Annotated in this window: 22 protein-coding genes; 13 read left to right on the top strand and 9 right to left on the bottom strand. The window is 43.3% G+C overall.

Features of this window, described 5'->3' with window-relative positions:
- The first annotated feature begins 63 nt into the window (after positions 1 to 63).
- The 6 genes from rplK to rpoC all read left to right on the top strand — a co-directional run bounded on the left by rplK (position 64) and on the right by rpoC (position 10541).
- Complete coding sequence (gene rplK, locus FW774_RS19645) at positions 64 to 507, top strand: 50S ribosomal protein L11 (protein ID WP_149350155.1); 444 nt, start codon at positions 64 to 66, stop codon at positions 505 to 507.
- A 23-nt stretch (positions 508 to 530) separates the two neighbouring features.
- On the top strand, positions 531 to 1229 hold the full coding sequence (gene rplA / locus FW774_RS19640; RefSeq protein WP_149350153.1) for a 50S ribosomal protein L1: 699 nt from the start codon (positions 531 to 533) through the stop codon (positions 1227 to 1229).
- Positions 1230 to 1232: 3 nt separating this feature from the next.
- A complete protein-coding gene (gene rplJ / locus FW774_RS19635; RefSeq protein WP_149350152.1) occupies positions 1233 to 1751 on the top strand; it encodes a 50S ribosomal protein L10 in 519 nt (172 codons plus the stop codon).
- A gap of 62 nt (positions 1752 to 1813) precedes the next feature.
- A complete protein-coding gene (gene rplL, locus FW774_RS19630) occupies positions 1814 to 2197 on the top strand; it encodes a 50S ribosomal protein L7/L12 (protein ID WP_149350150.1) in 384 nt (127 codons plus the stop codon).
- A gap of 157 nt (positions 2198 to 2354) precedes the next feature.
- On the top strand, positions 2355 to 6164 hold the full coding sequence (gene rpoB / locus FW774_RS19625; protein WP_149350148.1) for a DNA-directed RNA polymerase subunit beta: 3810 nt from the start codon (positions 2355 to 2357) through the stop codon (positions 6162 to 6164).
- 90 nt (positions 6165 to 6254) lie between these two features.
- Positions 6255 to 10541, top strand: coding sequence for a DNA-directed RNA polymerase subunit beta' (rpoC, locus tag FW774_RS19620; protein WP_149350146.1), 4287 nt, complete (start codon positions 6255 to 6257; stop codon positions 10539 to 10541).
- A 109-nt stretch (positions 10542 to 10650) separates the two neighbouring features.
- Here rpoC and FW774_RS19615 read toward each other — a convergent pair whose 3' ends face one another.
- The 5 genes from FW774_RS19615 to mdh all read right to left on the bottom strand — a co-directional run bounded on the left by FW774_RS19615 (position 10651) and on the right by mdh (position 15888).
- On the bottom strand, positions 10651 to 11868 hold the full coding sequence (locus tag FW774_RS19615; RefSeq protein WP_149350145.1) for an ATP-binding protein: 1218 nt from the start codon (positions 11866 to 11868) through the stop codon (positions 10651 to 10653).
- Positions 11869 to 12185: 317 nt separating this feature from the next.
- The gene (locus FW774_RS19610; protein WP_149350143.1) at positions 12186 to 13292 is read right to left on the bottom strand and encodes a M42 family metallopeptidase; all 1107 of its coding nucleotides are present in this window, start codon (positions 13290 to 13292) and stop codon (positions 12186 to 12188) included.
- A gap of 17 nt (positions 13293 to 13309) precedes the next feature.
- On the bottom strand, positions 13310 to 14302 hold the full coding sequence (locus tag FW774_RS19605) for a type I phosphomannose isomerase catalytic subunit (RefSeq protein WP_149350141.1): 993 nt from the start codon (positions 14300 to 14302) through the stop codon (positions 13310 to 13312).
- A gap of 201 nt (positions 14303 to 14503) precedes the next feature.
- Positions 14504 to 14929: a retropepsin-like aspartic protease gene (locus FW774_RS19600; protein ID WP_149350139.1), complete on the bottom strand. Its 426-nt coding sequence runs from the start codon at positions 14927 to 14929 to the stop codon at positions 14504 to 14506.
- A gap of 20 nt (positions 14930 to 14949) precedes the next feature.
- Entirely contained in the window at positions 14950 to 15888 is a 939-nt protein-coding gene (gene mdh, locus FW774_RS19595) for a malate dehydrogenase (protein WP_149350137.1), read from the bottom strand.
- A gap of 239 nt (positions 15889 to 16127) precedes the next feature.
- Between mdh and FW774_RS19590 the strand changes: the two genes are divergently transcribed.
- Positions 16128 to 17033, top strand: coding sequence for an AEC family transporter (locus tag FW774_RS19590; protein ID WP_149350136.1), 906 nt, complete (start codon positions 16128 to 16130; stop codon positions 17031 to 17033).
- Positions 17034 to 17114: 81 nt separating this feature from the next.
- Here the strand turns inward: FW774_RS19590 and FW774_RS19585 are convergent, their stop codons facing one another.
- The 3 genes from FW774_RS19585 to FW774_RS19570 all read right to left on the bottom strand — a co-directional run bounded on the left by FW774_RS19585 (position 17115) and on the right by FW774_RS19570 (position 18529).
- Positions 17115 to 17333: a hypothetical protein gene (locus FW774_RS19585; RefSeq protein ID WP_149350134.1), complete on the bottom strand. Its 219-nt coding sequence runs from the start codon at positions 17331 to 17333 to the stop codon at positions 17115 to 17117.
- 192 nt (positions 17334 to 17525) lie between these two features.
- Positions 17526 to 17807 carry a pyrimidine/purine nucleoside phosphorylase gene (locus FW774_RS19580; protein WP_149350132.1) on the bottom strand — a complete coding sequence of 94 codons (282 nt, stop codon included), beginning with the start codon at positions 17805 to 17807 and terminating at the stop codon, positions 17526 to 17528.
- Positions 17808 to 18148: 341 nt separating this feature from the next.
- Complete coding sequence (locus FW774_RS19570) at positions 18149 to 18529, bottom strand: hypothetical protein (protein WP_149350128.1); 381 nt, start codon at positions 18527 to 18529, stop codon at positions 18149 to 18151.
- Between the two features lie 394 nt (positions 18530 to 18923).
- Here FW774_RS19570 and FW774_RS19565 point away from each other — a divergent pair, with 394 nt between their 5' ends.
- The 6 genes from FW774_RS19565 to FW774_RS19540 all read left to right on the top strand — a co-directional run bounded on the left by FW774_RS19565 (position 18924) and on the right by FW774_RS19540 (position 25656).
- Positions 18924 to 21323 (top strand): 3-hydroxyacyl-CoA dehydrogenase/enoyl-CoA hydratase family protein, encoded by a 2400-nt coding sequence (locus FW774_RS19565; RefSeq protein ID WP_242457892.1) that lies wholly within the window; start codon positions 18924 to 18926, stop codon positions 21321 to 21323.
- A gap of 68 nt (positions 21324 to 21391) precedes the next feature.
- Positions 21392 to 21754 (top strand): four helix bundle protein, encoded by a 363-nt coding sequence (locus FW774_RS19560; protein WP_149350124.1) that lies wholly within the window; start codon positions 21392 to 21394, stop codon positions 21752 to 21754.
- A 66-nt stretch (positions 21755 to 21820) separates the two neighbouring features.
- Positions 21821 to 22996 (top strand): acetyl-CoA C-acyltransferase, encoded by a 1176-nt coding sequence (locus FW774_RS19555; protein ID WP_149350200.1) that lies wholly within the window; start codon positions 21821 to 21823, stop codon positions 22994 to 22996.
- A gap of 135 nt (positions 22997 to 23131) precedes the next feature.
- Positions 23132 to 24091, top strand: coding sequence for a sulfite exporter TauE/SafE family protein (locus tag FW774_RS19550; RefSeq protein ID WP_149350122.1), 960 nt, complete (start codon positions 23132 to 23134; stop codon positions 24089 to 24091).
- A 71-nt stretch (positions 24092 to 24162) separates the two neighbouring features.
- Positions 24163 to 24699, top strand: a complete 537-nt coding sequence (locus FW774_RS19545; protein WP_149350120.1) for a YceI family protein — start codon at positions 24163 to 24165, stop codon at positions 24697 to 24699.
- Between the two features lie 348 nt (positions 24700 to 25047).
- Positions 25048 to 25656, top strand: a complete 609-nt coding sequence (locus tag FW774_RS19540; RefSeq protein ID WP_149350119.1) for a LysE family transporter — start codon at positions 25048 to 25050, stop codon at positions 25654 to 25656.
- Between the two features lie 37 nt (positions 25657 to 25693).
- Here the strand turns inward: FW774_RS19540 and FW774_RS19535 are convergent, their stop codons facing one another.
- Entirely contained in the window at positions 25694 to 26179 is a 486-nt protein-coding gene (locus FW774_RS19535; protein ID WP_149350117.1) for a nucleoside deaminase, read from the bottom strand.
- Positions 26180 to 26332 lie beyond the last annotated feature (153 nt).

Genomic DNA, 26332 nt, shown 5'->3' with positions numbered 1-26332 from the left:
AATCTTAAATGTTACATAGCTTCCAACTTACTAACATTGAGTAATAAAACAAAGTAAATTAAAATGGCAAAAGAAGTCAGTGCGTTAGTAAAATTACAAGTCAAAGGTGGCGCCGCAAATCCGTCTCCGCCGGTAGGACCTGCATTAGGTGCTAAGGGTGTGAACATTATGGAATTTTGCAAGCAGTTTAATGCCCGTACCCAAGACAAACCAGGTAAAGTGCTGCCTGTTGTAATTACTGTGTATGCTGATAAGTCTTTCGATTTTATCATTAAAACCCCTCCGGTTGCTATCCAGCTATTGGAAGCAACAGGACAAAAAAGTGGTTCTGCCGAGCCAAACCGTAAAAAAGTTGCCAGTGTAAGCTGGGAACAGGTTGAGGCTATTGCAAAAGATAAAATGCCCGACTTGAACGCATTTACAGTAGAGTCTGCCATGAAAATGGTGGCTGGTACAGCTCGTAGTATGGGAATTACCGTTAGCGGTACAGCTCCCTGGAATAATTAATTAACTCAAAATCAGTTTAAGAAGTGGCTAGATTAACAAAAAATCAGAAAAAGGCACATTCCAAACTTGAAGCAGGAAAAGCATACTCTTTATCAGAAGCTGCGGCTTTGGTTAAAGAAGTAACTACCACCAAGTTCGATGCATCAGTTGATATTGATGTACGCCTGGGAGTAGATCCGCGTAAAGCCAATCAAATGGTACGTGGTATTGCAACGCTGCCTCATGGTACTGGTAAGACTGTGCGGGTTTTAGCGCTTGTAACTCCTGATAAGGAAGAAGAAGCTAAAGCTGCCGGTGCAGATTACGTAGGTTTGGATGAGTATATTGCTAAAATAGAAGGTGGATGGACTGATATTGATATCATTATTACCATGCCAAGTGTGATGGCAAAAGTAGGACGCCTGGGCCGTATATTAGGTCCGCGTAACCTGATGCCAAACCCTAAATCAGGCACTGTAACTACCGAAGTAGGTAAGGCAGTAACTGATGTAAAAGGCGGTAAAATAGATTTCAAGGTCGACAAAACAGGTATCATTCATGCTTCAATCGGGAAAGTATCATTCCCGGCAGATAAAATTTATGAGAATGCGTTAGAAGTTATTCAAACCATCTCTAAATTAAAACCATCGGCTGCAAAAGGAACTTATTTCAAAAGCATTCACATGTCTTCAACAATGAGTCCCGGAATAGAAGTTGAAACTAAAACAGTAGCGGGGATCTAAGTCATGAGAAAAGAAGAAAAATTTGAAATAGTTCAGGAGTTAACTGAACGGATCAAAGAGTACGGTAATTTCTACATTACTGATACTGCCGACTTAACTGTGGCGCAGGTCAACACTATCCGTCGTAAGTTTTTCGAAAACGGTATAGCCATTCAGGTAGCAAAAAATACGCTTATTCGTAAAGCGTTGGAAGCTGCCGGAGTAGATTCGCCCGAGCTTAATGGTGTGTTAAAAGGTTCATCAACCATTTTATTCTCATCCGTAGCCAATGCTCCTGCTAAATTAATTAAGGAGCTTCGTAAAACCGGCGATAAACCTGTTCTGAAAGGTGCTTACATTGACTCTGCATTGTTTATCGGCGATAAACAATTAGATGCTCTGGCAACCCTGAAATCAAAAGAGGAACTTATCGGAGAGATCATCGGCTTATTGCAGTCGCCTGCTAAGAACGTGGTTAGCGCCCTTAAATCAGGCGGAAGCACTATTGCAGGTTTGGTTAAAACATTACAGGAAAGAGGTTAACGGACACCTGGAAAGTCCGAACATTTAAAACAAATTAGTAATTTTTTAAAAATTTAAATAAAATGGCAGATTTAAAAGCGTTTGCTGAGCAGTTAGTAAACTTAACAGTAAAAGAAGTTAACGAGTTAGCTCAAATCTTAAAAGATGAGTATGGTATTGAGCCTGCTGCTGCTGCAGTAGCTGTTGCTGGACCTGCTGCAGGTGGTGCTGCTGAAGCTCCTGCTGCTGAAGAAAAAAGCACTTTTGATGTAATCTTAAAAGAAGCTGGTGGCCAGAAGTTAGCTGTAGTTAAATTAGTAAAAGACTTAACCGGTTTAGGTCTGAAAGAAGCTAAAGATTTAGTTGACGGTGCACCTAAAGAATTAAAAGCAGGTGTTGCTAAAGACGAAGCTGAAGCCCTGAAAAAACAATTAGAAGAAGCAGGAGCTGTTGTTGAAATTAAGTAAGTTCTTAATATTCAATAAATCATAACCCTTAGACTCCGGTTTTCGCCGGAGTCTATTGGCGTTTGTATACATCTATGTTTGTTTGACTTACAATTCCGCCTCCACGAGCGGATAAACAAGTTATCAGTTTATTTATTAAGCTAAAATCATAAATCCATTGGCAAATAAAAATCAGAGTAACGAAAGAATAAATTTTGCAACCAGCAGGAAGGTAATTGATTATCCTGACTTTCTGGATGTACAGTTAGAATCTTTCAGGGAGTTTTTCCAGTTGGAAACAACTTCAGATAACCGCCATCAGGAAGGCTTGTTCAAAGTTTTCTCTGAAAACTTTCCGATTTCCGATTCAAGAAACATCTTCGTTTTAGAGTTTCTGGATTATTTTATTGACCCTCCGCGTTACGATATACAGGAGTGTATTGAAAGAGGGCTGACCTACAGTGTTCCGTTGAAAGCGAAACTGCGCTTATCATGTAATGATGAGGAGCACGAGGATTTTGAAACCATTGTTCAGGATGTTTACCTGGGAACTATCCCGTACATGACACCCAAAGGAACTTTTGTGGTTAACGGGGCTGAGCGTGTTATTGTGTCACAATTACACCGTTCGCCGGGCGTATTTTTCGGCCAGAGCCGTCACACCAACGGAACAAAGCTGTATTCTGCCCGTGTTATCCCGTTCAAAGGTTCCTGGATCGAGTTTGCTACAGACGTGAATAACGTGATGTATGCTTACATCGACCGTAAGAAAAAATTCCCCGTAACTACGCTGTTGCGTGCTATCGGCTATGATTCAGATAAAGATATCCTTGAATTATTTGAGCTTGCCGATGAAGTAAAAGTAAGCAAATCAGGCCTTAAAAAGTATGTAGGCCGTAAGCTTGCCGCCAGGGTATTGAAAAAATGGGTTGAGGATTTTGTAGACGAAGATACCGGCGAGGTAGTTTCTATTGATCGTAACGAGATCATCCTTGAACGGGAAACTATTTTAGAAGATGACCATATTGATATGATTATCGATGCAGGTGTTAAAACCATTATTCTTACTAAAGAAGATGCGGCTAACAATGCAGATTATTCTATCATCTATAATACATTACAAAAAGATACATCCAACTCAGAGAAAGAAGCGGTAGAGCACATCTATCGTCAGTTACGTAACGCCGAACCACCTGATGAAGAAACAGCACGCGGTATCATAGAGCGTTTGTTCTTCTCAGACAAACGTTATGATCTGGGTGATGTAGGCCGTTACCGTATTAACCGGAAGCTGAAGCTGGATACGCCTGATGAGATCAAAGTATTAACAAAAGACGATATCATTGCCATTGTTAAATACCTCATCAAGCTGATCAATGCTAAGGCCGAGGTTGACGATATTGACCACTTGTCAAACCGTCGTGTACGTACCGTTGGCGAGCAATTATATGCTCAGTTCGGCGTAGGTCTGGCCCGTATGGCCCGTACTATCCGTGAGCGTATGAACATTCGTGATAACGAGGTGTTTACACCAACCGACCTGATCAATGCACGTACCTTGTCGTCTGTGATCAACTCGTTCTTCGGAACAAACCAGTTATCACAGTTCATGGATCAAACCAACCCGCTGGCAGAAATTACGCACAAGCGTCGTCTTTCAGCTTTAGGGCCAGGCGGTCTGTCGCGTGAGCGTGCCGGGTTTGAGGTTCGTGACGTTCATTATACGCACTATGGTCGTTTGTGTACCATTGAAACGCCCGAAGGTCCGAACATTGGTCTGATCTCATCGCTTTGCGTACATGCCAAGATCAATAACTTAGGATTTATTGAAACGCCGTACCGCAAGGTAGAAAACGGCCGGGTAATGGTTGAAGAACCGGTAATTTACCTTTCGGCGGAAGATGAAGATGGTAAAACCATTGCACAGGCAAATGCCGAATACGATGATAAAGGTAACTTTATCACCCCACGTGTAAAAGCACGTTATGCGGGTGACTTCCCGGTTATTGAGCCGGAAAGACTGGATTTAATGGACGTTGCGCCAAACCAGATCACCTCTATTGCCGCATCGCTCATTCCGTTCTTAGAGCACGATGACGCTAACCGTGCCCTGATGGGTTCAAACATGCAGCGTCAGGCAGTACCATTGTTACGTCCTGAAGCGCCGATTGTTGGAACCGGTTTGGAAGGCCCTGTTGCCCGCGATTCGCGTACGCTGATCAATGCCGAAGGCAAAGGTGTGGTTGAATACGTTGATGCCAATGAGATCCGTATCCGCTATGAGCGTAATTCTGATGACGTGCTGGTATCATTTGATGACGAGGTAAAATCATACCGCTTAACCAAATTCAAAAAGACCAATCAAAGTACCTGTATTAACCTGAAACCTATTGTTCGTAAAGGACAGCAGGTTGTAAAAGGGCAGGTGTTATGCGAAGGTTATGCAACACAGGATGGCGAGCTGGCATTGGGAAGAAACCTGAAAGTGGCGTTCATGCCATGGCAGGGCTTTAACTTTGAGGATGCTATTGTGATCTCTGAGCGTGTTGTTAGTCAGGATATCTTTACCTCACTGCATATCGAGGAATTTGAGCTTGAGGTACGCGATACCAAACGTGGTGAAGAAGAGCTGACCCCGGATATTCCGAACGTTTCTGAAGAGGCCACAAAAGACCTTGATGAAAACGGTATCATCCGCATTGGTGCTGATGTTAAGGAAGGCGATATCCTGATCGGAAAGATCACTCCGAAAGGAGAGTCTGATCCTTCGCCGGAAGAAAAGCTACTGCGTGCCATATTTGGTGATAAGGCAGGCGATGTAAAAGACGCTTCGTTGAAAACTCCTCCTTCTATCAGTGGAGTTGTTATTGATACCAAGCTGTTCTCCCGTGCCAAGAAAACATCAAAGGCCGAAGAAAAAGCACAACTGGATAAGCTGGATGTTAAGCATGAGAAAGCGCTTAAGCAGTTGAAAGATACCTTACTGGATAAGTTGTTCAATATTGTAAATGGTAAAACCTCTCAGGGTGTATACAATGTTTACAAAGAGCTGCTTGTACCTAAGGGCGTGAAGTTTACGCAGAAGATTCTTTCAGAGCTTGAGTTTGCCAACATCAACCCAACCAAATGGACAACTGATGAGGATAAGAATGAGCTGATCAAGATGACGCTTCATAATTATAACATCAAGCTGAATGAGGAGTTGGGAGCTTACAAACGTGATAAGTTTGCCATCAGCGTAGGTGATGAGCTGCCTTCAGGAATTGTACAAATGGCCAAAGTATATATCGCTAAAAAACGTAAACTACGTGTAGGTGATAAAATGGCCGGACGTCACGGTAATAAAGGTATTGTTGCCCGTATTGTACGTGATGAAGATATGCCGTTCCTGGAAGATGGAACACCGGTTGATATTGTGCTGAATCCGCTGGGTGTACCTTCGCGGATGAACCTTGGACAGATCTATGAAACTGTTCTGGGCTGGGCAGGTAAAGAACTGGGCGTGAAATTTGCAACCCCGATATTTGATGGTGCTTCGCACGATGAAGTAGAAGCGTGGGTAGAAAAAGCCGGTATCCCTGCATCGGGAAGAACTTACCTGTACAATGGTTTGACCGGCGAGCGTTTTGACCAACCGACTACCGTAGGTATTATCTATATGCTGAAATTAGGCCACATGGTTGACGATAAGATGCACGCTCGTTCTATCGGGCCATATTCGCTCATTACCCAGCAGCCGTTGGGCGGTAAAGCGCAGTTTGGTGGTCAGCGTTTTGGTGAGATGGAGGTTTGGGCGCTCGAAGCATTCGGTGCAGCAAATATCCTTCAGGAAATACTTACCGTTAAGTCGGATGACGTTATCGGTAGGGCCAAAACTTACGAAGCCATTGTTAAAGGCGAGAATCTGCCGACACCGTCTGTTCCTGAATCATTCAACGTATTGGTTCATGAATTGAGAGGTTTAGGTTTAGATATTACGTTAGATTAATTGAGGTAGAAGGTATAAAGGTAGAAGGTAGAGGGTTTAAGCGCCCTATGCCTTCCACCTTCCAGCCTTCAGCCTTTAACCTTAAAGAGTATGTCTTACAAAAAGGATAATAAAATAAAAAGTAACTTCACCACGATTACCATCGGATTGTCGTCTCCGGAAGCTATCCTGGAACGTTCAAGCGGCGAAGTGTTAAAACCCGAAACCATTAACTACCGTACCTATAAACCTGAGCGTGATGGTTTATTCTGCGAGCGTATTTTTGGCCCGGTAAAAGATTACGAATGCCACTGCGGTAAATACAAACGTATCCGTTACAAGGGTATCGTGTGCGATCGTTGCGGTGTTGAGGTAACAGAGAAGAAAGTACGCCGTGAGCGTATGGGACACATCAACCTGGTGGTTCCTGTAGCTCATATCTGGTATTTCCGCTCGTTACCTAATAAAATTGGTTATTTGTTAGGTCTGCCCACCAAACGTTTGGATTTAATTATCTATTACGAGCGTTATGTGGTTATCCAGCCCGGTATTAAAGAAGCTGACGGAATCTCAAAAATGGATTTCCTGACCGAGGAAGAATACCTGGATATCTTAGATACCCTGCCGAAAGAAAACCAGTACTTAGACGATAAAGATCCTCAGAAATTTATCGCTAAAATGGGTGCAGAAGCTTTAGAAGAGCTTCTGAAACGCCTGGATCTGGATCAGCTATCTTATGATCTGCGCCACCAGGCAGCTAACGAAACTTCACAGCAACGTAAAAACGAAGCGTTAAAACGCTTGCAGGTTGTTGAGGCTTTCCGTGGTGCGAAAACCCGTATTGAGAATAATCCTGAGTGGATGATCGTAAAGATCGTTCCGGTTATTCCGCCTGAGTTACGCCCGCTGGTTCCTTTGGAAGGCGGACGTTTCGCTACATCAGATTTAAATGACCTGTATCGCCGGGTAATTATCCGGAATAACCGTCTGAAACGTCTGATCGAGATCAAGGCTCCGGAAGTGATCTTACGTAACGAAAAGCGGATGTTACAGGAAGCTGTGGATTCACTTTTCGATAACTCACGTAAAGTAAACGCGGTTAAAACCGAAGGTAACCGTGCCCTGAAATCGCTTTCAGATATCCTTAAAGGTAAACAAGGCCGTTTCCGTCAGAACCTGTTAGGTAAACGTGTTGACTATTCTGCCCGTTCGGTAATTGTGGTTGGCCCTAACCTGAAACTGCACGAGTGCGGTTTACCAAAAGATATGGCTGCCGAGCTGTTCAAACCGTTTATCATCCGCAAAATGATTGAGCGTGGTGTGGTTAAAACAGTAAAATCAGCTAAAAAGATCGTTGATCGTAAAGATCCGCTGGTGTGGGATATCCTTGAAAACGTGCTCAAAGGTCACCCGGTATTGTTAAACCGTGCGCCTACGCTGCACCGTCTGGGTATCCAGGCTTTCCAGCCCAAGCTGGTAGAAGGTAAAGCTATCCAGCTGCACCCGTTAGTTTGTACCGCGTTCAACGCCGACTTTGACGGTGACCAGATGGCCGTGCACGTACCGCTGGGTAACGCGGCAATTCTGGAAGCGCAGATATTAATGCTGGCATCGCACAACATTCTGAACCCTGCCAATGGTACGCCGATCACCGTTCCTTCCCAGGACATGGTGTTAGGTCTGTATTATATTACCAAAGGCCGTAAAACAGATGAAACCCGTGTGGTTAAAGGCGAAGGTCAGACATTTTACTCTGCCGAAGAGGTTATTATTGCTTACAACGAGAAAAAAATAGACCTGCATGCCTTCATTAAGGTAAAAACCAACGTTAAAGAGAAAGATGGCAGTATTGTTCAGAAAATTATTGAAACAACTGTTGGCCGTGTATTATTTAACCAGGTTGTACCTGAAGAAGTTGGTTATATCAACGAACTGCTCACCAAAAAATCATTGCGTGATATTATTGGCGAAGTGGTGAAAACTACCGGTATGGCCCGGGCGGCACAGTTCCTTGATGATATTAAGGAATTAGGTTTCCAGATGGCGTTCCGCGGAGGTTTGTCGTTTAACTTGCAGGATCTGAATATTCCTGAAGCTAAAACCAAGCTGATCGAGCAGGCATCGAAAGAAGTTGAAGAAGTAATGAATAACTATAACATGGGATTCATTACCAACAACGAACGTTATAACCAGATCATCGATATCTGGACCCGTATCAACAACAGGTTGACCGCCAATGTGATGGAGATCTTATCTACCGACAATCAGGGCTTCAATTCTGTGTATATGATGCTTGATTCAGGGGCCCGTGGTTCTAAAGAGCAGATCCGTCAGCTGTGCGGTATGCGGGGACTGATGGCTAAACCTCAAAAATCAGGTTCAGGTGGTGAGATTATCGAAAACCCGATCCTTTCTAACTTTAAAGAAGGTCTTTCGGTTCTGGAATACTTCATTTCTACACACGGTGCACGTAAAGGTTTGGCTGATACCGCGTTAAAAACAGCGGATGCCGGTTACCTGACCCGTCGTTTGCACGATGTGGCTCAGGATATGATTGTGAATGAGGAAGATTGCGGTACGTTACGCGGAATCTATACCACAGCGCTGAAAGATAATGAAGATATTGTTGAGCCATTGTATGAGCGTATACTCGGCAGAACTTCGCTGCATGATGTGTACGATCCGCTGACCAACGAATTACTGGTTGCAGCCAACCAGGATATCGACGAGGAAATTGCTCATAAAATTGAAAATTCACCGCTGGAAGGTATCGAAATTCGTTCGGTATTGACCTGCGAAAGCAAACGTGGTGTTTGTGCGCTTTGCTACGGACGTAACCTGGCAACAGGTAAACGGGTACAAAAAGGTGAGGCCGTGGGTGTAATTGCAGCACAGTCTATCGGTGAGCCGGGTACACAATTAACGTTACGTACCTTCCACGTGGGTGGTACGGCATCAAATATTGCTGCCGAATCTCAGATCGTAGCTAAATTTGATGGTATCATTGAATTTGAGAACGTTCGCTCGGTAGTTCGCGAAACTGAAGAAGGGCCGGTAGATATTGTACTGGGCCGTTCCGGCGAGTTCCGTATTATTGAGCCCGGAAGCAACCGGGTAATTATGGCCAATAACATTCCGTACGGTTCTAACCTGTACGTAAAAGATGGTGATAAAATTACCAAAGGCGACCGTATCTGTAGCTGGGATCCGTACAATGCCGTTATTATTTCTGAATTTGGCGGTAAAGTTGAATTTGAAGCAATCATTGATGGTGTAACCTTCCGTGAAGAGTCAGATGAGCAGACCGGCCACAGGGAAAAAGTAATTATCGAAACCCGTGATAAAACTAAGAACCCGGTTATCAAGATCGTTGATAAAGGCGGTTCGGCTATCCGGAGCTACAACATCCCGGTAGGCGCTCACATTTCGGTAGATAACGGAGATAATATCAAGGTAGGTGAGGTTATTGCCAAAATTCCTCGTTCAACCGGTAAAACCCGCGATATTACCGGTGGTCTGCCACGTGTAACCGAGCTGTTTGAAGCACGTAACCCGTCAAATCCTGCCGTTGTAACAGAAATTGACGGTGTGGTATCATTAGGAGGTGTTAAACGCGGTAACCGTGAGATCTCTATCGAATCACGCGACGGTCAAATCAAAAAATACCTGGTTCCGCTTTCAAAACATATCCTGGTACAGGATAATGACTTTGTGAAAGCCGGTATGCCACTATCAGACGGTTCTATCTCGCCTGCGGATATCCTGGCTATTAAAGGCCCGGCTGCCGTGCAGGAATACCTGGTAAATGGTATCCAGGAAGTTTACCGTTTGCAAGGTGTGAAAATTAACGATAAGCACTTTGAAACCATTGTGCACCAGATGATGCAGAAAGTTCAGATCGAGGATCCGGGCGATACCCGTTTCTTAGAGAAAGACTCTGTAGACCGTTGGGATTTCATGCAGGAAAACGATGAGATCTACGATAAAAAGGTAGTTACCGATCCGGGCGATTCTACCGCCTTAAAAGCCGGACAGATTGTTTCTGTACGTAAATTAAGGGATGAGAACTCTGTCCTGAAACGTAAAGACCTGAAACTGGTAGAAGCACGCGATGCTGTACCGGCTACTTCAAGTCCGCTGTTACAGGGTATTACCCGGGCATCGTTAGGAACCAAGTCGTTTATTTCGGCTGCATCGTTCCAGGAAACAACCAAGGTACTTAACGAAGCGGCTATCAGCGGTAAACGCGACGAGTTGTTAGGATTAAAAGAAAACGTAATTGTTGGACACTTAATTCCTTCAGGTACCGGTTTACGTAGCTATGAGCGTATTATTGTAGGTTCTCAGGAAGAATACGATAAGCTGATGGCCTCGAAAAACGAAGAAGTAGAAGCTTAACAGGCTTTAGCTAAATAGAAAGGCGCTCAAATGAGCGCCTTTTTTGTTTGTATGAAAAGGAATCTGACTTAGGAAACGTATTCTGAAGGCCCTGGTTGCCCGTTTATGATCAAACTTGAAATATATCTTCAGAAAAGAACACATGTGCAGGAACACAAACTATTTCTTTTTCGTTAAAGTGAAAGCTATCTTGTTGACTGAGCGTAACAATATATCCTTTTTTTAAGCTGAAAAAATCCATAGCTGCTGCCAATCCATTGATTTCCCTGTCTTTATTGTCAGTTGTAAGTTCGTAACAAACCTGAATTGCCGCTATACATTTATTTTGATTAAAAACCACAAAGTCACATTCTTTTACTTCGCGAAAATAATACAATGTCTTTCCGGCAGTTCTCAAGTAAATAAAAACCTGGTTTTCCAACAATCGCCCGTAATCGGAGGTAAAACTTAGTGTATTTGCTTTTGCCAGACCGTTATCTATGGCATACACTTTTTTGGGACTTATCTGTCTGCTTTTGGCAGACCAGCTGAACTTTTGTAAAAAAAACAATAAATAAGCATCTTCGAGCCAGCTCAGATAATCGCTTATGCTATTTGCTGAGCCTACTTCAAACGCCTTTTTTAGACTGTTGAAAGAGGTTTCTTTGCCTATATTGGATAATAAGAACAGGGTAATATTAACCAGGGTATTGGCATTTCTTATTCCGTACCGTACAGCAATATCCCGATATACAATATCTTTTAAAAGATTTTGCAGAATTTCGGGGTTTTCTGATACCAGAAATTCGGGGAAACCGCCTTTGGTAAGGTAATTTTGATAAGATATCTCACTTTTTTTCTCTTTATTATAACGAAGATACTCTGTGTAAGAAAATGGAAATAATTCTGTGTTCAGATATCGGCCAGTAAGTCTTGTTCCTAAATCGCGACTAAGCATGGAAGCGTTTGACCCGGTGATAAATACTTTTTTGCCATCATCGTGCAACTGCCGTACATAAAGCTCCCATTGAGGTACGTTTTGTATTTCATCAAAAAAATAAGCTTCCGTGTTTTTGGGGATAATTTCATCCAGTTTGGGAAAATCGCTCACCCGAAAACCGAATATCCTGGGATCTTCAAAGTTTAAAAATGCCGTTTTACGATAGTTTTTCATCAGCCCTCTGAGTAAAGTGCTTTTTCCACAACGCCTTATACCCGAAACAATTTGAACGGCACCGCTCTTTATATCAACAAGATTGGCGCTATCCCTGTTTATTACAATTTCTTTGTTTTGCAACTTGGCTTGTTGCAGTAGGTAAGCAGTCTCTATTTCTGATTTGAGCAACATGATCTCTAAAGTTTATATTACAAATATAAGAGATCTTATTTTAGTAAAGTAAACATTTATATATTGGTAATATAAATTACTTTGCCTTAATATAGCTATTGAAGCACCATTATTTACATTATTTATTTGTATGATTTAGAAAATAGAAAGAGGTTGTCTCAAAAGTCAGTAAAACCATCTATTTACAGTCACGCTGACCCCGAATTCTCGGGGGAAGCGCCTGTAGCCATAATGAACCAATCCTTCGACAGGCTCAGGATGACCATAGGGGACTTTTGAGACAGCCCCTTTTTTGTTTGTATGAAAAGGAATCTGACTTAGGAAATATTCCTGAAATCGTGTCCAGGTTTAATAGCCAGCAATACTTCATAAATTAACCGGATAACATTATCCACATCTTCTTTATGCACCATTTCTACCGTGGTATGCATGTAGCGTAAGGGTAGCGATATTAATGCCGAAACCACGCCATCGTTCGAATAAGCAAAGGCATCGGTATCGGTACCCGTAGAGCGGGACGAAGCCTGACGCTGGAACGGAATACCTTTGCTCTCCGCTGTACTTACCAACAGCTTGTTCAGGTTGGTTTGAACTGCCGGGGCATAAGATACAACCGGCCCTTTTCCTGCAGACAGGTCTCCCTGAACAACTTTATTGATCATGGGCGTTTGGGTGTCATGCGTTACATCGGTAATAATGGCAACGTTTGGTTTGATACGGTGTGCGATCATTTCGGCGCCACGCAGACCGATTTCTTCTTGTACTGCATTAACAATATATAAGCCGAAAGGTAGTTTTTTCTTATTTTCTTTCAGCAGGCGGGCAACCTCGGCAATCATAAATCCGCCAATGCGATTATCCAGCGCCCGCCCAACGTAGTAGCGGTCGTTAAGTACGATAAACTCATCCTCGTATGTAATTACGCTGCCTACATGAATGCCCAGCGCTTCAACTTCTTCTTTAGAGGTGCAACCGCAATCGAGAAAGATGTTCTTTAATGTAGGCGCTTCTTCTTTTTCGCCATGACGGGTATGAATAGCCGGCCATCCGAACACTGCTTTTACGATGCCTTTATCGGTATGGATGTTTACGCGTTTGGAAGGTGCAATCTGGTGGTCGGAGCCGCCGTTACGGATGACATAAATAAAGCCCTCTTTGGAGATGTAATTTACAAACCAGGATATTTCATCGGCATGAGCTTCAATGACCACTTTATATTCAGCTTCGGGATTGATCACGCCTACGGCCGTACCGTAATTGTCAACAAAATGCTCGTCGATGTATGGCCTGATATAATCCAGCCATAATTTTTGTCCTTCCCACTCAAAACCGGTGGGAGAGGGATTGTTGATGTATTGTTCTAAAAACTGAAGTGATTTTTCGGTTACTACCGAAGCAGTTGTATGTTCTTTCTTTTTTGCCATGTTTAAACAGAATAAAATTAATCGGACTCTTTCTCGATAAAGCTTTCCAGTATTTTAAAGCCTCCGGATGTTTGGATGCCGATGTTAGTTATTGATGCGGGAATCAGCACGCAATCGCCCATTGTTACATCAAGATGGGTATCGTTGTAACGAATGCTATATGCACCCGATACACATACGTGGATAACGAATGAATCCAGTGCGGAATAATCATGTTGTGTATCCTGCGTATACTCCAGGATGTTGGTTGTAAAGTATGGACACCGGGCCACGTTAACGGGTTCGTTTTTTGCCGGGGTGTATTGGCTCTTGTAATGCGGATACACATGATAATCAAGTGCTGCGAGGGCTTCCTGCGTATGCAGCTCACGCTTATGACCTTGCGCATCAACCCGGTCAAAATCATATATCCGGTAGGTGATGTCTGAAGTTTGCTGAATTTCGGCGATCAGTAAGCCCTTGCCAATGGTGTGCACCCGGCCGGCCGGTAAAAAGAATACATCGCCGGCATGTACCTGCTCGCGGTTCAGGATATCCATGATGTGACCGCTATTGAGCTTATCGAGATAGATCTGCTCATTCACTTCCTGGTTAAATCCCGAGATGAGAGTAGAGCCGGGGTCGGCCTGGATAACATACCACATTTCGGTTTTCCCTTTGGAGTGATGCCGCTTTTCGGCCAGCTCATCATTCGGATGCACCTGTATAGAGAGATCATCGTTAGCGTCAATAAACTTTACCAGTATGGGGAATTCATTGCCGAAACGCTGGTAATTGTGCTTGCCAACCAGTTCACCTTGGTAAGTACTTAGTATTTCGGCAAGATCTTTACCTGCCAGCGGACCGTTTTTGATTACGGAAACATCGCCTTTCACACCAGATATTTCCCAGGTTTCGCCGCAGTTTGGCAGGGGAGAGAAATCTTTATGGAGATAGGTTTTTATTTTATCGCCTCCCCATATTTTGTCTTTGAAAATGGTTTTGAAAATAAACGGATATAATGCAGACATAATTTTTAATGATATCGGCTAAATTAAGCAATTGCTTTTATTAAGCGTGAACCGGTATCGGATGTTTTGCAAAAATGCCGGGTTATTAGATTACACTGCAAACTTCTTCCGAATAGTAAGGATTTCGCTTCACCTACTCCTTCCTTGTTTTTGCCTCTATTTTAGGGAGCATATTAACCTTATGCCTTCCGCCTGAACCCATTAAATCTCCAAACGAAGCGTTTGCCCGGCGTAGTTAATAACAGCCCGGTGTTTCATCAGGATATCGCCGCCGATGACACCGATAACCGGTTCAAATTCAAGGTTGGTGTACGCATAATTAATAGTCGACAGGTCAATCACTGCGGTTTCAAAATTGGTCAATTCAAGGCTGCCGATCCTGAAGTCTGGTAATGTGATAGTGAAGCTTTCCATTGTGGTAGTACCGAGACCGGTAGAGAGCTTATCCGACAGGACAAGCAAATGTTCTTCCTGGGCCAGTTCGGTGATTTGTTGCTTATCCAGCACGGTACGCGATGCCCCCGTATCCAGTACCGCTTTAAAGGTATGCCCAAAAACAACAACTTCCACCAGCAGGTGGAAGCCGTCGTCTTGAAGACTGATAACTTCTAAAGGAACAGTTATCATGAATATCGATAGATTCTGCGTTAAATAATGTTAGAATCTTTTAGAACCTGGTTCATGGTACGTACTGCGTCGGCGCTTTTGTTAAAGGCAGCTTGCTGGTCGGCAGTCAGTTTAAAGTCAATGATCTTTTCCCATCCGTTTTTGCCCAATATAACCGGTACAACCAGCGAAATATCGCTTTGTCCGTACTCGCCGTCTAAGGCAACGCCGCATGAGATCAGTTTTTTCTCATCGCGTACAATAGCTTCAACCATGGCGGCAGTTCCGGCGCCGGGTGCATACCAGGCAGAAGTACCGATCAGTTTGGTTAAGGTAGCGCCGCCCACCATGGTTGCAGCAACAATTTTTTCCTGTTGCTCTTTGCTCAGGAAGTTGGTAACCGGAACACTGTTCCAGGTAGCATGGTCAATCAACGGGATCATGGTGGTATCGCCGTGACCGCCGATAACCACGGCGTTCAGATCGGCCGGCGAGCAGCCCAGTTCCTGGCTCAGGTAATACCTGAAACGTGCTGAATCTAAAGCGCCGCCCATTCCTAAGATACGGTTTTTAGGTAAGCCTGAAGTTTTCAGCGTCAGGTAATTCATAGTATCCATTGGGTTAGAAACCACAATGATGATGGTATTGGGCGAATATTTTAAAATATTCTCGGTAACCTGCTTCACAATACCCGCGTTGGTGCCGATCAGTTCTTCACGGGTCATGCCGGGTTTACGGGGCAGACCTGATGTGATGACAACTACCTCAGAATCGGCGGTAGCCGCATAATCATTGGTAACGCCTTTAATTTTGGTATCAAATCCAAGCAAGGCGGCGGTTTGCATCATATCAATAGCTTTACCTTCGGCAAAACCTTCTTTGATGTCTAACAAAATAAGCTCTTCGGCTAATTCCTTGCGGGCAATGTTATCGGCACAGGTTGCACCTACGGCACCGGCACCAACTACGGTTATTTTCATGTTGAATTATAATGATTTAGAATGTTAACAAAGTGCCCGAAGTTACACATTTGACATTGTTTGTAAAACCCTTTTAGGCTATTTGTAACCTTTTTCTGACAATTGGGAGGTAGTGAATAAAGGATTTAACAATCAGTACAAGAAACGATAAAGGAGTATTGTTCTAAAACGCGAATTGGAAGCCCTTATAAAAGCGATCTGAAGTTTCCGTTGAAAATTTCTAATTTGCCGGCCAATTCATGGTCAATTTTCTTCTCATTATTGTCTCGCTGGGTGCGGGGATATTGTTTAATCTTTTGAAGGTTTTACCTAAAGATTCTTTTCGCAGCATCAATGCCTGGGTGCTTTATATTGCATTACCGGCGCTCTCCCTGAAATATATTCCCCAAATTGAATGGAACAGCAGGATGATTTTTCCGGCAGCTTCGCCTGTCATTGTATGGGTAGGAGCCTGGTTGCTGGTCACGCTGATGGCAAAGTTATATCCCATCTCAAGAGAAACCAGTGGCGCCCTGAAGCTGTCTGCCGGATTGTCAAATACCTCGTTCCTTGGTTTTCCGCTTATCGCGGCGTATTATGGCGAGCAAACATTAAGCATCGCGATAATATGCGACCAGGTTACTTTTGTTTTACTATCTACCGTAGGCATTATTACGGCTTTACGCTCATCTCAGCAAGATGGATTATCGGTTAAGACGATTGTTGTCAGAGCATTAAAATTTCCGCCGTTTATCGCGTTTATACTGGCACTTATCCTGCCCCGGTTTATGGATATCTCGCCTGTAAACCCGTTGCTGGACAAGCTGGTGGTAACCATGGCGCCATTGGCGTTATTCTCCATCGGATTGCAGCTCAGGTTATCAACATCCGGTATTGAAATAAGATACCTCTCATGGGGACTTTTCTATAAACTGCTCATTGCTCCGGCGCTGGTATTGTGTTTAGCCTTCCTTTTAAATGTAAAAGGCATTATACCCCGGCTTGGTGTATTTGAAGCGGCCATGCCATCCCTGGTAACAGGAAGCATCCTGGCCGATCAGTACAAACTAAATCCGCAACTGGCAAATTTGATGGTGGGCCTGGGCATAGGGCTGGCTTTTATAACTACGGCTTTCTGGTATGGCGTGATGCAGCTTATCTGGTAATAAGCACTATTGATCGTGAGCCATCAACTATGAACTAATGGCTAGCCTTAAACCTTATGTCTTTCACCTTACAACCTTTCCTCAATCTAACTTTTTAGAATAAGCCAGTATATGCTGAATAACGTTTTCTGACGGCGATTTCTCCAGACTATTTAACTGATCGGTAAGATGCCGCATAAATTTCTGTTCATCATCCGTTAAGCTTTCTGGTACAACGGCAGATGAGCCGGCATGAATAAAACCCCTGTTTTCGGTTAAATTGCCAGTTTTAGACTGTTTTGATGTAGATATTTTAATCATAAGCGAAGCTATTTATTGATTTATTAGTTTAAACTAAACGTCTTCGCTGGTGATATATTTTATACTATGGCAAAAAAAATTATAAATCATGAAACCGGAGATCCCATCTAATCATCAATCATCAGAATAAGCAGGTAAAATTTATCCGGAAGGGCAGAAATATCTAACAACTAACCGCAAACAACTAATCAACTACTTGTATTGGCACAGGTAAGCAACAGGAGCATCGGTCTTTACTTTGAATGAAGTTCCTTTTTCAACTTCGAAAGCCTGTCCGGCAGCGTAGGTTTGCCAGTTGATTGCTTCGGGCAGTAAAGCTGATAAGCTGCCTTCAATAATGTGCATGGTTTCATGTGTGGATGTACCGAACTCATACTCGCCCGGTGCAATAACACCCACGGTTGATTTATTGCCGGCAAGCTCATAGCCTAAGGATTTAACAGAGCCTCCAAAATATTCGTTTACGTTGATCATATTCAATTGTTACTTTATTATACTTGTTAAATATTAGCCCGGGGATTTAGGCGGTATTTAATCCGTACTTAATATAAAGGAATTCCCCTTTCTTTTAACAGTTACTTTACATTCAAGAATATCAAAAAAATCGTTTTTAGAATAACCCAATATTCTTAGGTTGTTTTTTACAATAAATTCTGGCATTGGGTCAATATGCGATTGAAATATTATCGGTCTTAAACAATCGCATCTTGAATAAACGATATGCCCGCCTGTTTGCCGTACAAGTTTACATTGAGCAAGCTCTAAAAATGATTCGAATTTTGAAACAGAGATATTAGATAGTTTCCTTGTAGACATTAGGCTAAGGCTATCTCAATATTGGTGCTATCTGTTACAACTCCTGGCATGCTTGTCAAATCCCTAAATGTGTCATTATCCTCAAGTAATTGATCATATTCAGGAGGGTGAACCCTTTTCTTTTTTTCGTTCACTGTCCAGCCAAGCCTCTTTAGCTCCTCATAGGTTGTACCTTTATTCTCCATGTATTTAACAAACTCGGTCAATGTAATTTTAAAGGAATCTTTCGCTTCTTGTTCAGATGTGCCGTATCCTGTTAAATCTAAAAAAGGAGAATATATATAAAATATCCCATCTTCTTTCCATGTAAGTATAGGCATATTGATATGATGAGTTACGCCTTTATGATTTATAAATGCATTAGCCCGTTTATTTGCCATTTTTATTGAATGTTGTATTAAATGCTTAGCGCTTGAGTGATACAATAATAATATATTACTTCTGATATTTTATAATACCATTCTAATAATTTTTTGTTTTAAAGCAGAATTTTGGGCCATTTCTTGTTGCTGCATGGATATATGCGTTACCATAAAATGGCAGGTTAATATTGATTCAAAATCCTTTTTATTCCTGTGAATAATATTTAGGATAACTGTTTATTTTCCCCTGCGCTATTGTATGAACGTTTTTTTGAGTTAAAAGCCAAAAAATTGGTAAAATAGTTGTATCGCCCGCGGGTATTCCATAAGTTTAAAATCAAAATCAGATAACGAACGTTTAGTTAAAAAAATCTCATATCTCACGTCTTATATCTAAAATCCAATCATCTCCATGCATATAAAAAAAGTAGCGGTTCTGGGTTCGGGCATTATGGGCTCGCGTATTGCCTGCCATTTTGCCAATATCGGTGTCGAAGTTCTTTTGCTGGATATGCTTCCTAAAGAGCTTACAGCCGAAGAGCAGGGCAAAGGATTGACGATGAATGATAAAGCAGTACGTAACCGTATTGTGAATACGTCGTTAGATACAGCCGCCAAATCCAGCCCCTCGCCAGTGTTTACCAAACAGGTTTTACAACGTATCCGCACCGGTAATTTTACCGATGATATGCCGCAGATAGCCACGTGCGACTGGGTAATTGAGGTGGTTGTAGAAAACCTGGACATCAAAAAGAATATCTATGAGCAGGTTGAAAAATACCGCAGGCCGGGAACGCTTATTACCTCCAACACATCAGGCATACCCATTCATTTGTTAAATGAGGGCAGGAGTGATGATTTTAAGGCGCATTTCTGCGGAACACATTTCTTTAATCCGCCGCGTTACCTGCGCTTGCTGGAAATCATACCCACGCCGCAAACAAAGCCGGAGGTAACCGGTTTCCTGATGCGTTATGGTGATAAATACCTGGGCAAAACCACGGTGTTATGCAAAGATACACCTGCCTTTATCGCTAATCGCGTAGGTGTATATTCCATTATGGCCTTGCTGCACCTGGTAGAAAAGCTGGACTTAACAGTAGAAGAAGTCGATAAATTTACCGGTACTGCGTTAGGTCGGCCGAAGTCGGCTACATTCCGTACCAGCGATGTGGTAGGGTTGGATACCATGATTCATGTGGCAGATGGCTTATATGAAAATTGTCCGGAAGATAAAGCCCGAGAATTGTTCCGATTGCCCGGTTTTGTGCAGAAAATGGCAGAGAATAAATGGCTGGGCGATAAAACCGGGCAGGGTTTTTACAAAAAGATTAAAAAGGCGGACGGCAGCAGCGAGATTTTGGCGCTTGACCTGAAAACGCTGGAATACAAGCCGCAGCAAAAAGTAAAATCGGCAACGCTGGATGCCATAAAACCGGTTGAAAATCTCCGGGAACGGATAAAGATATATGCCAAAGGTACAGATAAGGCCGGCGAGTTATTCCGGCAATCGTTTTATGGGTTGTTTGAATATGTATCAGACCGTATCCCCGAAATTTCGGACGAGCTGTACCGTATAGATGACGCCATGCGTGCCGGATTTGGCTGGGAGCTTGGTCCGTTTGAAGTGTGGGATGCCCTGGGTGTCAGCGAAACAGTGGAGTATATGAAGCAATACCAGCATGAGCCTGCCGCCTGGGTACAGGAAATGCTGGCTGCCGGCAATACCGGTTTTTATAAGCTGGAAAATGGCATCCGGAAATATTACGATATTCCATCTAAAACCTACAAGTCCATTCCCGGAACGGATGCCTTTATTATCCTGGATAATATCCGTGCCACTAAAACTGTGTGGCAGAATGATGGCTTAAGCATTATTGACCTGGGCGATGGTATTCTCAATGCCGAGTTTCATACCAAAATGAATACCATTGGCGCAGAAGTGCTCGAAGGCATCCATAAAGCTATCGATTTAGCTGAAAAGGATTATCGTGGACTGGTAATTGGTAACGACGGCGCTAACTTTTCTGCCGGAGCCAATGTCGGTATGGTGTTTATGATGGCTGTTGAACAGGATTTCGAAGCGCTGAACCGGGCGATAAAACTTTTCCAGGATACGTCCATGCGTATTCGTTATTCGGCTATCCCGGTAGTGCTTGCGCCACATAATCTTACCTTGGGAGGTGGTTGCGAGTTTTGCCTGCATGCCGATTACGTTCAGCTGAACGCCGAAACCTACATGGGTTTGGTGGAATTTGGCGTAGGCGTTATTCCGGGTGGGGGAGGTTCAAAAGAGTTTGCCTTGCGAGCATCCGATGAATATAAAGAAGACCAGATTGACCAGAATATATTTAAGGATAGGTTTTTAACCATTGCCATGGCAAAAGTCTCCACTTCAGGGCCCGAAGCATTGGAGCTTGGTTACCTGCAAAAGGGTAAATATGGTCTCACCATGAACCGCAGTCGTTTAATTGCCGATGCCAAAGCGAAAGCCATTGAACTGGCCGAAGCCGGTTATACGCAGCCTGTCCCGCGAAGCGATATTCGCGTGTTGGGCAAACAGGGACTTGGTATCGTATATTCCGGGGCAAACTCCATGTATGCCGGTCATTACATATCAGAACACGATAAAAAAATATCCGAAAAGCTGGGCTGGGTAATGTGCGGCGGCGATTTGTCGCAACCCACACTGGTAACCGAGCAATACCTGCTCGACCTTGAACGCGAAGCCTTTTTATCGCTTTGTGGGGAAAAGAAAACCCTGGAACGCCTGAAAGCTATTATTACGGGTGGGAAACCGTTGAGGAATTGAATGTTGGTATTGGGTAGTGAGTATTGGGTATTGAGATGGGCGCAGAACCCGAATAAGACCATTTAACTATGCATAATATTAAAGAATTAAAGGTTTGGAGCAAAGCTATTGATTTGGCAATCAGGATATATGAAATATCTGCACAGTTTCCCTCTGATGAGCGATTTGGCTTGACTTCTCAAGTCAGGAGATGTGCCGTTTCAATTTCTTCAAATATTTCGGAAGGAGCTGGAAGAAATACAAAAGGAGAATTTATACAGTTTCTGGGTATTGCCAACGGCTCTTCCTATGAATTGCAGACCCAAATAGTCATTGCAGAAAAATTAGGTTTTATTGACAGTAACTTAAGCAGTGAAATTTTAAAAATTATCGATGAACTCCAAAAGATGAATTATAAACTTCAAAAAAGCTTAATGAATAGTAATCATTAAGAGAATATATAAGATATGTCTCACTACCCAATACTCACTACCCAATACTCACTACCCAATACTAAAATGGAAGCATACATCATAGCAGGACTTCGAAGCGCTGTAGGAAAGGCGCCTCGGGGCGTTTTCAGGTTTACACGGGCCGACGATTTGGCGACAACGGTCATCAGGCAATTAATGGCTTCGGTGCCTGATCTGGATAAAAGCCAGGTCGACGACGTGATTGTCGGAAATGCAACGCCGGAAGCGGAGCAGGGACTGAACATTGGCCGCATGATTTCGCTGATGTCCTTAGATACCGACAAAGTTCCGGGGATGACGGTAAACCGTTATTGTTCGTCGGGATTGGAAACCATTGCCATTGCAACGGCTAAGATACGATCTGGAATGGCCGATTGCATTATTGCCGGAGGTGTCGAGGTGATGTCGGGAATGCCTTTCGGTGGATGGAAACTGGTGCCGAATCCCGAAGTAGCTAAAACACATCCCGACTGGTACTGGGGGATGGGATTAACTGCCGAGGCGGTAGCTAAAGAGTTTAATGTCAGCCGGGAAGACCAGGACAAATTTGCTTTACATTCTCACCAGAAGGCTGTAGAAGCCATTAAGAACGGTCGTTTGCAGGTTGGCATTGCTCCTGTAACGGTTCACGAAACCTACCTGGACGATAAGCTGCAAAAGCAAACCCGTGAATATGTAGTGGATATTGACGAAGGGCCCAGGGCCGATACCTCGCTGGAAAAGCTGGCGAAGCTGAAACCTGTTTTTGCTGCCGGAGGTTGCATTACGGCAGGCAATTCATCGCAAACGTCTGATGGCGCCGCGTTTGTGCTGGTGGTGTCAGAAAAGATGCTGAAACAATTAAATGTTAAACCAATAGCACGTTTGGTGAGTTATTCGGTCGCCGGTGTGCCGCCGCGAATTATGGGTATCGGCCCTGTTGAAGCTATCCCGAAAGTGCTAAAACAAGCCGGGATGAAACTGGACGATATCCAGCTTATCGAGCTTAACGAGGCTTTTGCTTCCCAATCCCTGGCAGTTATTCGCACATTGGGGCTAAATCCTGAAATTGTAAATGTGAATGGGGGAGCCATCGCCTTAGGACATCCGTTAGGTTGTACCGGTTCAAAGCTAACCGTTCAGTTGCTCCACGAACTGAAACACCGTAACCAAAAATATGGCATGGTAACCATGTGCGTAGGCAACGGGCAGGGCGCAGCAGGAGTATTTGAGATGCTGTAACTTCAGTTACGCTCATTTTCTGAGAGCATATTTACACTACCGGGAAAATAGTACTTCATGTTAAAAGCAAAATAAAAATCACCAAACATTAAACTACTAAATCTATAGATTGTATATTTGCTGCGATTTAGTTTTATGAGCGAAACAGAAACAGTAATAGCCGGAGTTGTAGTTAAGGATACTGAGCCCGGATTTCCTGAAGTGCAAAAACAACCAGCTAAGCCCAGAACGAGGAAGTTTATAATCTGGAGTATATGTATTGCTGCATTAATCCTGCTTATTACAGTATTCTGGCATGCCGAACCGCAATTCAGAGCTTATGTAGAAGGTATTCCTGCCACGTTTTATTATTTTCTGGCGGCAGGTTTTGTTTTTGCCATGATTGATGGGGCCATCGGCATGTCGTATGGTGTAACATCAACATCGTTTTCATTATCAATGGGTATTCCACCCGCATCTGCCAGTACGGCGGTACATTTATCCGAGGTGCTTAGCAACGGTATTGCCGGGTGGATGCATTATCGCATGAGGAATGTTAATAAGCGTTTGTTCCGTTTGCTGGTTGTAGCGGGTATTGTTGGGGCCGTATCAGGGGCTTACCTGTTATCATCGCTTGAGCATTACAGCAGGTATACCAAGCCGGTTGTATCGTTATATACGTTAATACTGGGTCTGGTTATCTTGCGTAAAGCTTTTAACCTGCAAAGTAATAAAAGAGCCGGTAAAAAGATCAGGCGGATACGTACACTCGGCTTTCTGGGTGGTTTTATCGATGCCGTTGGTGGCGGCGGATGGGGTTCTATTGTGCTGTCGTCGCTGATGGCCGGCGGCCGGAATCCGCGGACATCGCTTGGTACTGTAAAAGCGACCCGTTTTTTCATAGCCATACTCAGCTCGTTAACCTTTATCACCATGCTGAAAACCATCCATTGGGATGCCGTTGCCGGATTGGTGATCGGCAGCGCTATTGCTTCACCCATTGCTGCCCGTGTATCCAGTAAGATCTCGGCAAAATCCATTATGGTAGCCGTTGGTATTATTGTAGTGGGTGTAAGCTGCCGAAGCATTTATCATTTTATTGTCGACATATTCTAATATTTACATGTTTAAACAACTATTTTAATTGTAAACTGTTATAATAGCTGTAAGTTTTAAAATTTAGTATTATGGCAACAACAAAATGGACTGTAGACCCTACCCACTCGGAGGTACAATTTAAAGTTAAACATTTGGTTATTTCTACCGTTACCGGTAGCTTTAAAACATTTAGCGGTACGTTAGAGACAGAGAATGATGATTTTTCAAATGCTGCTGTCAGCTTTTCGCTGGATGTGGACAGCATTGATACCAATCAGTCAGACCGGGATAACCACCTGAAATCTCCCGATTTTTTTGATGCGGAAAAATATCCGAAAATTACCTTCCAATCAACCTCGTTTACCCATCAGGGAGGCGATGATTACCAACTGCAAGGGAATTTAACCATCCGGGATATTACCAAACCGGTTACGTTGAACGTGGAATATGGCGGTAGCGCCACAGATTTTTATGGTAATACCAAAGCCGGGTTTGAAGTAATGGGGAAAATAAGCCGGAAAGAGTTTGGTTTGCAATGGAATGCTGTTACTGAGGCCGGCGCCGTTGTGGTGGGCGATGAAATTAAGCTGATCATCAACGTACAGTTTGTTAAACAGGCTTCTTAGTTGATTAATACGTATTACTTGTGATTTAAAGGCTCCGGATAGGAGCCTTTTTGTTGCTATCATATAGTGGATGCTTGTTCTGATTTGTAATCATGATGCAGGTGTTTGTAATACCAATTCAATGTATCAGCCGGAGGCTTAAAAGTAATTGAACGAAGCTGGAGCTTCGCTCAATCAAATTTGTAATCAGGATGCAGGTGTTTGTAATACCAATTCAATGTATCAGCCGGAGGCTTAAAAGTAATTGAACGAAGCTGGAGCTTCGTTCAATCAAAACACTTGTTATTTGAGGTTCCGGTATCGGAACCTTTTTTATTGCCTGTGCAATTTTAAGTTTTATTTTTGCACATGATTTTTTTGAACTTCCTGGTAGGATTGGTAGTTAATTTTATCGGCTATATCCCGCTGGGAAATATTAATTTAACGGTTGTGCAGCTTACGGTAAACCGTGGTGTGAAGCATGCCATGTATTTCATTGTAAGCTTTGCTATCGTAGAGTTTTTCTTTACGTACGCCATTATGTACTTTGCCGACTGGTTTGCCGATCAAAAAAATCTGATGCTCTGGCTGGACTGGTTACTGGTAGTGATATTGGTTGTGATGGCAGTAATCACCTGGCGAAACACGGCGAAGGCCAAACAGGCCGATTACTCACGTACAGACAGTATTAAATATGGTATTATCCTGGGATTTATCAATCCTATGCAGGTGCCTTTCTGGATGGTTTGGGGTACTTACCTGCTTTCGCACGATTGGATCATCAGCGGGAAAGGAGCTCTTGCCGTTTTAAGCGCCGGATCAAGCCTTGGTGCTTTTTTAAGTCTGTTCTGCTTTGCACGATTTAGTAATTACCTGAACGAAAAATTTGCCTTTAGCAGCAAGGTGATCAATCACACTATTTCCGTTGTGCTGGCTCTGATTGCCATTGTCCTCTTTATCCGGAATATATGGCGTTAATTGAATTGCCAAATAAGCCAGCTTTTCTCTTTAAATCTCAATAGTCGATCTTAAGATCAGATTCCTGCCATAGCTTGAATGACCGTTGTGCTTCCTGGTGTAAGAGTTGCTGAACCGGTAATGTTCGTTTGGTCAGGGGCCTGGCAATTTCATCGTATATGAATTGGTCGCTGAAGCCATTTTCGGCAGCATCTTTCCGGGTACAGGCCCAGTAAATTTTATCTAAGTGTGCCCAGTAAATGGCTCCCAGGCACATGGGGCAGGGCTCACAACTGGTGTAGATCACACAGCCGCTCAGGTTATAGGTTTTTAGTTTTTTGCAGGCCAGGCGAATGGCCGTAACTTCGGCATGAGCGGTTGGATCGGTAGTAGTGGTTACGGTATTGGCACTTTTGGCTACTACTTTTCCGTCTTTTACAATAACGGCACCAAAGGGGCCGCCTTTTCCGGCCAGTACATTCTGGTCGGCCAGGCGTATAGCCATCCGCATAAATTTTTCGTGCTGCCTGTTGGTTGTTATCATGATCTAAAATAAAAAATGTCCGGCCAATTTAGCCAGACATTGTATAAAACTTTTTATGATGATTATTTATTTTTTAACGTGTTGTGCGATTAAAAAAAAGATAGAAATGAAAGAAAAGGTTGCGCATTTTACTGAGAAACAGTATATTAAAGA

This window comes from Pedobacter sp. BS3, from assembly GCF_008274585.1.
Classification (GTDB): Bacteria; Bacteroidota; Bacteroidia; order Sphingobacteriales; family Sphingobacteriaceae; genus Hufsiella_A.
Note: the sequence above shows the minus strand (reverse complement) of the source record. Positions and strands in the feature narration are given on the sequence as shown.

What these genes read in the sequence shown, in the direction of transcription:
- FW774_RS19615 (WP_149350145.1), bottom strand. Translation starts at nt 11,868, where the DNA reads ATGTTGCTCAAATCAGAAATAGAGACTGCTTACCTACTGCAACAAGCC.
- FW774_RS19600 (WP_149350139.1), bottom strand. Translation starts at nt 14,929, where the DNA reads ATGATAACTGTTCCTTTAGAAGTTATCAGTCTTCAAGACGACGGCTTC.
- FW774_RS19585 (WP_149350134.1), bottom strand. Translation starts at nt 17,333, where the DNA reads ATGATTAAAATATCTACATCAAAACAGTCTAAAACTGGCAATTTAACC.
- FW774_RS19565 (WP_242457892.1), top strand. Translation starts at nt 18,924, where the DNA reads ATGCATATAAAAAAAGTAGCGGTTCTGGGTTCGGGCATTATGGGCTCG.
- FW774_RS19570 (WP_149350128.1), bottom strand. Translation starts at nt 18,529, where the DNA reads ATGGCAAATAAACGGGCTAATGCATTTATAAATCATAAAGGCGTAACT.
- FW774_RS19555 (WP_149350200.1), top strand. Translation starts at nt 21,821, where the DNA reads ATGGAAGCATACATCATAGCAGGACTTCGAAGCGCTGTAGGAAAGGCG.
- rplL (WP_149350150.1), top strand. Translation starts at nt 1,814, where the DNA reads ATGGCAGATTTAAAAGCGTTTGCTGAGCAGTTAGTAAACTTAACAGTA.
- mdh (WP_149350137.1), bottom strand. Translation starts at nt 15,888, where the DNA reads ATGAAAATAACCGTAGTTGGTGCCGGTGCCGTAGGTGCAACCTGTGCC.
- rplJ (WP_149350152.1), top strand. Translation starts at nt 1,233, where the DNA reads ATGAGAAAAGAAGAAAAATTTGAAATAGTTCAGGAGTTAACTGAACGG.
- FW774_RS19580 (WP_149350132.1), bottom strand. Translation starts at nt 17,807, where the DNA reads ATGATCAACGTAAACGAATATTTTGGAGGCTCTGTTAAATCCTTAGGC.
- FW774_RS19560 (WP_149350124.1), top strand. Translation starts at nt 21,392, where the DNA reads ATGCATAATATTAAAGAATTAAAGGTTTGGAGCAAAGCTATTGATTTG.
- FW774_RS19535 (WP_149350117.1), bottom strand. Translation starts at nt 26,179, where the DNA reads ATGATAACAACCAACAGGCAGCACGAAAAATTTATGCGGATGGCTATA.
- FW774_RS19610 (WP_149350143.1), bottom strand. Translation starts at nt 13,292, where the DNA reads ATGGCAAAAAAGAAAGAACATACAACTGCTTCGGTAGTAACCGAAAAA.
- FW774_RS19590 (WP_149350136.1), top strand. Translation starts at nt 16,128, where the DNA reads ATGGTCAATTTTCTTCTCATTATTGTCTCGCTGGGTGCGGGGATATTG.
- rplK (WP_149350155.1), top strand. Translation starts at nt 64, where the DNA reads ATGGCAAAAGAAGTCAGTGCGTTAGTAAAATTACAAGTCAAAGGTGGC.
- FW774_RS19540 (WP_149350119.1), top strand. Translation starts at nt 25,048, where the DNA reads ATGATTTTTTTGAACTTCCTGGTAGGATTGGTAGTTAATTTTATCGGC.
- FW774_RS19545 (WP_149350120.1), top strand. Translation starts at nt 24,163, where the DNA reads ATGGCAACAACAAAATGGACTGTAGACCCTACCCACTCGGAGGTACAA.
- FW774_RS19550 (WP_149350122.1), top strand. Translation starts at nt 23,132, where the DNA reads ATGAGCGAAACAGAAACAGTAATAGCCGGAGTTGTAGTTAAGGATACT.
- rpoC (WP_149350146.1), top strand. Translation starts at nt 6,255, where the DNA reads ATGTCTTACAAAAAGGATAATAAAATAAAAAGTAACTTCACCACGATT.
- FW774_RS19605 (WP_149350141.1), bottom strand. Translation starts at nt 14,302, where the DNA reads ATGTCTGCATTATATCCGTTTATTTTCAAAACCATTTTCAAAGACAAA.